The 7,583-nt window shown below is 29.7% G+C and carries 4 protein-coding genes, 7 tRNA genes and 1 rRNA gene; 3 read left to right on the top strand and 9 right to left on the bottom strand.

The features are described from left to right. The first annotated feature begins 33 nt into the window (after positions 1 to 33). The 3 genes from recU (at position 34) to HZY83_RS05275 (ending at position 5,229) form a co-directional block, all read left to right on the top strand. Complete coding sequence (gene recU / locus HZY83_RS05285) at positions 34 to 615, top strand: Holliday junction resolvase RecU (RefSeq protein ID WP_179943022.1); 582 nt, start codon at positions 34 to 36, stop codon at positions 613 to 615. Next, positions 615 to 2,819, top strand: coding sequence for a transglycosylase domain-containing protein (locus HZY83_RS05280; protein WP_179943021.1), 2,205 nt, complete (start codon positions 615 to 617; stop codon positions 2,817 to 2,819). The genes recU and HZY83_RS05280 overlap by 1 nt, the downstream gene beginning before the upstream one ends. A gap of 115 nt (positions 2,820 to 2,934) precedes the next feature. After that, complete coding sequence (locus tag HZY83_RS05275; protein WP_370520049.1) at positions 2,935 to 5,229, top strand: transglycosylase domain-containing protein; 2,295 nt, start codon at positions 2,935 to 2,937, stop codon at positions 5,227 to 5,229. A gap of 17 nt (positions 5,230 to 5,246) precedes the next feature. Here HZY83_RS05275 and HZY83_RS05270 read toward each other — a convergent pair whose 3' ends face one another. From HZY83_RS05270 to rrf, 9 genes are all read right to left on the bottom strand, one after another. After that, complete coding sequence (locus tag HZY83_RS05270) at positions 5,247 to 6,752, bottom strand: glycosyltransferase family protein (protein WP_179943019.1); 1,506 nt, start codon at positions 6,750 to 6,752, stop codon at positions 5,247 to 5,249. Between the two features lie 66 nt (positions 6,753 to 6,818). Continuing rightward, a tRNA-Glu gene (locus HZY83_RS05265) sits at positions 6,819 to 6,890 on the bottom strand. A gap of 32 nt (positions 6,891 to 6,922) precedes the next feature. Continuing rightward, positions 6,923 to 6,995: transfer RNA gene (locus HZY83_RS05260), tRNA-Lys, on the bottom strand. Between the two features lies 1 nt (position 6,996). Further along, positions 6,997 to 7,071: transfer RNA gene (locus HZY83_RS05255), tRNA-Gln, on the bottom strand. An 18-nt stretch (positions 7,072 to 7,089) separates the two neighbouring features. Next, positions 7,090 to 7,173 (bottom strand) — tRNA-Tyr (locus HZY83_RS05250). A gap of 9 nt (positions 7,174 to 7,182) precedes the next feature. After that, positions 7,183 to 7,258, bottom strand: a tRNA-Val gene (locus HZY83_RS05245). Between the two features lie 9 nt (positions 7,259 to 7,267). Next, positions 7,268 to 7,339 (bottom strand) — tRNA-Glu (locus HZY83_RS05240). A gap of 6 nt (positions 7,340 to 7,345) precedes the next feature. Next, positions 7,346 to 7,422 (bottom strand) — tRNA-Asn (locus HZY83_RS05235). A 34-nt stretch (positions 7,423 to 7,456) separates the two neighbouring features. Then, positions 7,457 to 7,571, bottom strand: a 5S ribosomal RNA gene (gene rrf, locus HZY83_RS05230). Between the last annotated feature and the right edge of the window lie 12 nt (positions 7,572 to 7,583).

The following is a 7,583-nucleotide window of genomic DNA, read 5'->3' as shown; positions in this document are numbered from 1 at the left end:
GTATAATAAGAAAAAACTATATGGGGTTTTTAAATGATAAATTATCCTAACAAAAGAAATACAAATTTTGTAAATAATATTAATTACTCTAACAGAGGTATGCAGTTAGAAAGTGATATAAACTTTGCTAACAAATATTATTTAAATAACAATATAGCTATTATCCATAAAAAACCTGTTCCTATTCAAATAGTAGAAGTCGATTATCCTAGCAGAAAAAATGCAATGATAAAAAAGGCATTTTATCAAACTCCTTCTACTACAGATTACAACGGTATTTTTAATGGTAAACATATAGATTTTGAAGCTAAAGAAACTACCTCTTTAACTTCATTTTCTCTAAGAAATATTCATGAACATCAAATAAAACATATGCAACTAGTTATGGAACATGGTGGTATAACATTTATTATAATACGTTTTAAAAAATTAAATCGTACATTCCTTATGCCACTAAAAAATTTTTTAATATTTCATAACCGTGCTAAAGAAGGTGGCCGTAAATCAATTAAATTAGAAGAATTTTGTAACTATAGTTTTGAATTATCTTTTAATTTTAAAGTAAGATTAGACTACCTAACAATTATAAAAGAATATGAAAGTGAGTTTTTATAATGAATAAATGGAAAACTGTTATTAAATATGTAAGTGCCACATTTTTCTTCATTATAACTGTTTTTTCTATAGTTTTCTCAATGTTTTTATTAAACGAATTTAGAAATTCTCCTGAGTTAACTAAAGAAAATTTAGTTGATGCACTTAGTTCACGTATTTATGACAAAAATAATAATTTAATTGCTACTGTAGGTAATGAACGCAGAGAATTTGTATCTGTTGAAGAAATTCCAAAAGAAGTTAAAGACGCAGTCTTATCTGTTGAAGATTCTCGTTTCTACTCTCACGTTGGTGTAGATCCTAAGCGTATAGCTAAGGCTTTTATTGTTAACCTATCAGCTGGGTCTTCTCTAGAAGGTGGAAGTACTATAACTCAACAAGTTGTTAAAACATCATTGCTTACTTCTTCAAAAACTTATGAACGTAAAATTCAAGAAGCATTTTTATCTCTAAAATTAGAGAGTAAGTACACAAAAGATGACATATTAGAAATGTACCTTAATAAAATATTTTATTCTGATCATCAATACGGGATAAAATCAGCAGCTAAATATTTTTATAATAAAGAGTTATCTGAACTAACAACTCCTCAAATAGCTTTATTAGCGGGAATACCACAACAACCGGTAGCATATAACCCTTATGATAATCCTTCTAGTGCTTTAGAAAGAAGAAATACTGTTTTGTACGCTATGTATAACAATGATAAAATAACTAGAGCTCAATACGAAGAATATATTAACACACCTATTGAAGAAGGATTAGTTCAAAAATCGAAAGAAGATAGACAACTACAAAACATTTCTAATCCTAAGTATGCTGCATACGTAGACATGGTTGTTAATGAAGTAAAAAATTCAAAACTATTTGCAGAAGAAAAAGATCCATTCGCTCTGGGATTACATATATATACTAACTTAGATCCAGAGCTACAAGAATATGTTCAAGATATGCTTGACACACAAAGTGCACCAATGGTAAAACACGCATCACAAGCTGCAGTAACTGTGTTAAATACAAAAAATGGACTTGTTGATGCTATAGGTGGTGGTAAAAATTATAAATATGGAGGATTTAATTTTGCTACAGATGCAAAAGTTCAAGCAGGTTCTTCTATAAAACCTATACTTGATTATGCTCCAGGTATAGAGTACTATGGCTGGGATTCTTTAACTACATTTTCTGATACACCATATTTAATAGCTGGTACCAATCACTATATTCAAAACTGGGATAGAGCTTATCATGGTAATGTAACTATGCGTCGTGCATTAGCTATGTCTTACAATGTTCCAGCAGTTCGTGCATTCGAAAGTGTAGGATTCGAAAGAAGTAAACATTTTGCTAGCAAGCTAGGTATAGAGCTATCGTCAGAAGCCCCAACTTCTGCTATAGGAGGAAATGTGGATACTGTTTCCCCAATAAATATGGCAGGGGCGTTTGCAGCATTTGGTAATGAAGGTATATATAATAAACCTTCTGGTATAGTAAAAATATTAGATAAGTACAATAATGAAATAAATAATTTCAAGGAACAACCTATTCGCGCTATGAATGCTTCTACAGCATTTATTATGACAGATATTTTAAAAGATGTAGTAACTACAAACGGTACTTCTCCTAATGGTAAGGTAGATGGCTTTGATTTAGCTGCAAAATCTGGTTCAAGTACATTTGATGAAAGTGCATCTAGAATGTATGGAATTGACGTCGTAAACTCTACAAAAGATAGTTGGATGGTCGGCTACACTACTGAACACACAGTAGCAGTTTGGCAAGGAGCTGATAGCGTAGACTCTGCTAGTAAAGCTTTAAGTTCAAATCAAGCTCAAACCACACAACTAATAATGGCAGATATAATTAAAAAAGCCCATAAAAACGTTGCTCCTCCTTCATTCCAAGTACCTAGTACAGTAGCAAAATCCGGAAATGCATACTATGCTACAGATAGAAATACAGAAACAGATAATATGTACGTAGGAACAATTCGTGACTCTGTATACCAAGCAAAAATTTCTGAAAGAAATAGAGAAACAAGAAATAACGATAGGCCTACGGTAAATAACAATACAAATAACAATAATAATACAAACAATAATAGAAATAATACAACTACAAATAATACAAACTCCAACAATAATAGTACTGCCAACAATAGAAATAGAAGCTCTACTCAAAACAATTCAAATTCCAATAATAGATAAATTAAAAAACTCTTATTTATGTTTAAATAAGAGTTTTTTAATTTATAATTTTTATTAACTTCTATTTTTATGGTATAATATGGATAATATGTTCGTAATTAAAGGAGCAATAACAGTGAAAAATAATAAAAAATATATAACGTGGAAAAATTTTTTCTTAACGTTAGCATTACTATTTACATTAATAATATCTATTATTACTGGATTTGTAGCTAACTTAGTAAAAGATCAACCCGTATTATCAAAAGAAGAGTTAACTCAACAATTAAATGATATAAGTGAAAATAGTGACATATTTTTTTCTAATGGAGAGAAAGTAGCAACTATTAACTCCGAAATGATGAGAAAAACAATACCTTTAGATGATATGGGAGATAATATTAAAAATGCTATAATCGCTAGTGAAGATGATAACTTCTATAGTAATAGCGGAATAGAGCCATTTTCGATAATCAGAGCTTCTGTTTACGAAGCCGCTGGAAAGTCTTCTACTGGTGGTAGTACAATAACTCAACAATTAGTAAAGAATCAATTGCTAGATAATTCTCGTTCTTACGAAAGAAAAGCAAAAGAAATTCTTTTAGCTATAAGATTAAATAACACATTATCGAAAAGCGAAATATTAGAAACATACCTTAACATAGCTCCTTTTGGAAAAAATAGACTAGGACAAAATATTAGTGGTATAGAAACTGCTGCATTAGGTGTATTCAATGTTCACGCTAATGAGTTGAATATTGCTCAAGCAGCTTATCTAGCCGGATTTGTACAACTCCCTTATAAATATACACCATTCGATAACTCAGGAAATATACGTAGTGACGAAGAACTTCAGGCAGGATTTAATAGACAAAAGTACGTTTTGAACAGAATGTTAGAAGAAGATTTTATTACTAAAGAAGAATATAATCAAGCTCTAGAATTTGATATAAAGTCATCATTCAATAACAATAGAATTAACGAATCTGAAAAATATCCTTATATTACTAACGAAGTAATTACAGCTGCATCAGAAATTTTGGCAGAAGATACAGCTAAAAAGAATAACCAACTTAATAAATATCAAAATGATGCTAACTTCAAAAATGACTTATTAGAAAAAAGCAAAGTAAAATTTTTAACTGGTGGTTACAAAGTTAGAACTACTATAAACAAAGAATTATACGATACTTTACAAGAAGCTAAAGAAAATTACTCAAGATTTATTTCAAAAAATATTGATGGGCAAAATTATCCAATGGAAATAGGTGCTACTCTAATAGAAAATAATACAGGACGTGTTCTTGCATTTATAGGAGGCCGTGATTTTAATAACCAACAACTAAATCATGCTACTAGAACAACTAGATCTCCTGGATCTACAATTAAACCTCTATTAGTATTTGCTCCTGCAATAGACAAAGGATATATAACTCCGAATTCTATGCTATTAGATAGAAAATTCAATTACAATGGCTGGTCACCAGATAACTTTTCAAAAACAGAATTTGGTGTTATATCAGCTAGAAATGCGTTAGCAAAATCATTAAACTTATCAACTATTAGACTATATTCTGCATTTTCTAATGAAGATCCAGTGAAAGAATATTTAGAAAAAATGAACTTCAAAAGTTTAGTTGAATCTGATCATACTAATTTATCTGCATCAATAGGGGGGCTTTCTTATGGTGTTACTGTCCTAGAAAATACTAATGCATTCTCTACTCTAGCAAATAAAGGAAAATTCCAACAAGCTTATATTATAGAGTCAATAGAAGATAATACAGGAAAAACTATATACACTGCTAATTTTAATCCTGTACAAGTATATTCAGAATCTACCAGCTATCTTACAATAAATATGTTAAACGATGTTATCACTGGTGGAACTGCTGGAAATATGAAATCAACATTAAAATTCAGTACTGATAATCTATTTGTAAAAACGGGTACATCTGAATACAATCATGACTTATGGACAGTCGGAGGTACAAAAAATATAACATTTGGTCTTTGGACAGGTTATGATAAACCTTCTGAATTACCAGGTTTTGATCATGCACATAATCAATGGGCTTACTTTATGAACGCTATATATAATTACAATCCCTCGTTAATAGGTGCTGATAATAAATTTGAACAACCTGCATCAGTCAAAAAAGAAAATATTAACCCATATAATAATTCTAAAGGATCAGTTACAGATATTGTTCCAAATTCCTTCCAAGAACTTAATAATGACAAAGTTATGAAAAAATTCGGATCAACTATTGATAAAAATGTTCTTGAAAAATTAAGACCCCCTTCTCCTAAAAAAGAAGATGATGATGACGAAGATGACAAAAAAGAAAATAATGATAAAAGAAAAGAAGAAGATATTACAGATTTAAACAATATAGAAGCAGAAGTAGTTAATGATGAAGATGAATAAAAAAAATAGAACCGATATTATTTATCGGTTCTATTTTTTAATATATCAAATTTTTTCAACATAAGCAGTATATTATTTATTCCATACATAGCACAAATTATAAATATAGGTACATTACTAAACAAATATCTTCCTCTAGCTTCAAATAACGTTAAGAATATAAAAAGTCCTATTAATGTCATATAAATTATTATTTTGTAATTACTAGCTGTTTCTTCATCATTTTTATTAAACTTAATACTAAATAATGATAAAAATAATATAATTAACCAAGAAGATTGTTGGAGAAAATTAAAATACTTATAATATTTTCCATCTGAATAATAAATATTTCTTGTAATTTTTGATATCTTTATATTTTCTGGTAAAATTTCTTTATAAAAATTACCTTCTTTTCCCCAAGAAAATGTTCCATCGCTATAATTTAGTAATGTTTTTTTCGTATAATGCTCTAAAAAACTGCTTACAGTAAAATTATTAATTCTTTCTTTTATTACTAAAATATTAGCATAATCTCTATCATCTTTTAAAGGAATTGACTGTGAGAAGACAACATCATCATAATTCCATTCACCACTTGTATTTTCATTTAATCCCATTTTTAAATAATGTATATAACTAGTATGTAATTCTTTATCAAGCTTAGCTTTAATATCTTTATTCATTAAATTGATAATATTAAAAGATACTATTATAACAATAAACAATGTAAAACACTTCTTAAAAAACAATTTAATACTATTCGTATTAAACAGAAAATCAAATATTATTATCGCTATAAAAATAATTGCTGCTTGAGGCTTTATACTTATTGATACTGCAAAAATAAAACATAATAATACCCATTTTAAATAATATTTTTCTAGAGAAATATAAATATATAACATCAAAATAGGTAATATTAAAGATAAAGAATCAGAATATGGTATTGCAATCCAAGGAGATATATAAATCAATAAAATATAATAAGCATATCCAATCAATGCTATTACATTATTTTGAAATATCTTAATTAAGATTTTATACATTAATATGCCTGAAACATTACATATTAATATAATACATACTAGTAGTATAAAATAAGCATATTCTCCTAATTTAATAAAATTAATGAATGATATAAAATAATAATAAATATTAACTATTGAAATATTGTTGGGATAAACCGAAAAATAATATTCAGATTCTAATTCACCATTAATAAATAAACTAAAACTGTTATCAATAATAATACCTGCATCCCAACCTGGAATAAAATAATATGAATAAACCAAAATTATTTGAATTAGTGTTAATATTACAGTTATAAAATAAACATTGATAAATTTGTATAAATATCGTTTTATAATAAAACTCAATATAAACAATATAAAAGAACCAAATATCAATGCATAAATATTAATATTTGATACATAATTTTTTTTACTATATTCCAAATGATTAAAAAACAATAATGCAATCATAATTAACATTAACATCAAAGAGAACATTATCGTAATAATTTTATTAAAATTCCTTTTCATAAATAATATAATCCTACCATAAAAAATCTCCAAATAAAAAAGACGAGCTATTTACTCGTCTTATTATGACCCGTACGGGATTCGAACCCGTGTTACCGCCGTGAAAGGGCGGTGTCTTAACCACTTGACCAACGGGCCAAAATAAAATGCCAATTATGGCATTTAAAAAATGAGCCATGAAGGACTCGAACCTTCGACCCTTTGATTAAAAGTCAAATGCTCTACCAACTGAGCTAATGGCTCATGGCTGGGATATCTGGATTCGAACCAGAGCATGACGGAGTCAAAGACCGTTGCCTTACCGCTTGGCTATATCCCAATAACATAAATTTAAAAGTGGTGGGGAGAAGTGGATTCGAACCACTGAACCCGAAGGAACGGATTTACAGTCCGTCGCGTTTAGCCTCTTCGCTACCTCCCCTAAATTAAATGGTGGAGGTTAACGGGATCGAACCGCTGACCCCTTGCTTGTAAGGCAAGTGCTCTCCCAGCTGAGCTAAACCTCCTATAAGTGATGACCCGTACGGGATTCGAACCCGTGTTACCGCCGTGAAAGGGCGGTGTCTTAACCACTTGACCAACGGGCCAAAAAATGGCTCCACAGGCAGGACTCGAACCTGCGACCCTCTGATTAACAGTCAGATGCTACTACCAACTGAGCTACTGTGGATCAATAAGCCTAAAGCAAAAGCCAAAGACTTAACGCCTGGCAACGTTCTAATCTCGCAGGTCGTAAGACCAACTACATTCGACGCTAAAGAGCTTAACTTCTGTGTTCGGTATGGGTACAGGTGTGTCCTCCTTGCTATCGCCACCAGACGAAAACTTATA

The sequence above is a fragment of the Gemella sp. GH3 genome, assembly GCF_013415425.1.
Taxonomy (GTDB): Bacteria; Bacillota; Bacilli; order Staphylococcales; family Gemellaceae; genus Gemelliphila.
Note: the sequence above shows the minus strand (reverse complement) of the source record. Positions and strands in the feature narration are given on the sequence as shown.